This is a genomic window from Streptomyces sp. NPDC001634 (assembly GCF_040298185.1).
Classification (GTDB): Bacteria; Actinomycetota; Actinomycetes; order Streptomycetales; family Streptomycetaceae; genus Streptomyces.
On the sequence record NZ_JBEOZU010000247.1, the window covers coordinates 1 to 1,066 of the forward strand.

At 66.6% G+C, this 1,066-nt stretch carries 1 protein-coding gene; it reads left to right on the top strand.

Annotated features, from left to right (window positions below; genetic code table 11):
- Nucleotides 1–231: 231 nt before the first annotated feature.
- A partial coding sequence (locus ABT186_RS47845; RefSeq protein WP_351930737.1) for an IS5 family transposase occupies nucleotides 232–1,066 on the top strand: 835 nt, incomplete at its 3' end.

The window sequence follows — 1,066 nt, forward strand, 5'->3', positions numbered from 1 at the left end:
AGAGGTCGTTTTCACCTTAGTTGCCCTTGTATCGCCTATATTGCGAGCCGTAGAGATTCGATGTCGGTGAGGCTGTCGGTGCGATGGAGTCCTGAGAGCCGGACGGGGTGACGCCTGGGGTGGGATGCGACTTGCGCCTGTCTCATTCCAAGACGCCCTGGTCCACGCCGTGCTTCCACGGCCGAAGACGCACGCCTGGGCGCACTCGGCTCGAGGCGGTACGCCCAGGTCATGAGTGAACGGCGTCCATATCCGAGTGATCTGTCCGATGCCCGCTGGGAGTTGATCGAGCCGGTCCTGACGGCCTGGCGCTTCGAGCGCCGCGGCCGGGCCCTGGACTTCGGACGTCCGCCCGAGCACGAACTGCGCAAGATCATGAACGCGATCCTCTATGTGGACCGCACCGGGGTGCAGTGGCGCTACCTGCCGCACGATTTCCCGCCCTGGGAGACGGTCTACGGCTACGTCGCCAAGTGGCAGAAGGAAGGGGTGTTTGCCCAGCTCAACGGTCTGCTGCGGGAGTTGGTGCGGCACAAGGAGGGGCGGAACGCGGAGCCGTCGGCCTGCGTGATCGACGCGCAGAGCGTGAAGACCTCCACCAGCGTTCCCGCCACGAGTCAGGGCACGGATGCGGGCAAGAAGATCGTGGGTCGGAAGCGGAGCATCGTGACCGACACGATCGGCCTCCTCCTGGCGGTGCTGGTTACCGCGGCCAGTGTCCAGGACTCGGTGGCCGGCACCCAACTGCTCGACCAGGTCGCCGCCGGCCATCCCGGCATCCGCAAGGTGTGGGTCGACGGCGGCTACCGCCAGCACTTGGTCGAGCATGCCGCCACTCTCGGCATCGACATGGAAATCGACACCCGCACCCCCGGGACCAGGGGATTCACCCCGATACCGAAGCGGTGGGCGGTCGAACGGACCTACGGCTGGCTGATGCTCCATCGCCGCCTGGCCCGCGCCTACGAGACCCTACCGGCCCGCTCCGAAGCCATGATCCACCTAGCCATGACCGACCTGATGGCCCGCCGCCTCACCGGCGAAGCCACCATCTCCTGGCGCGACC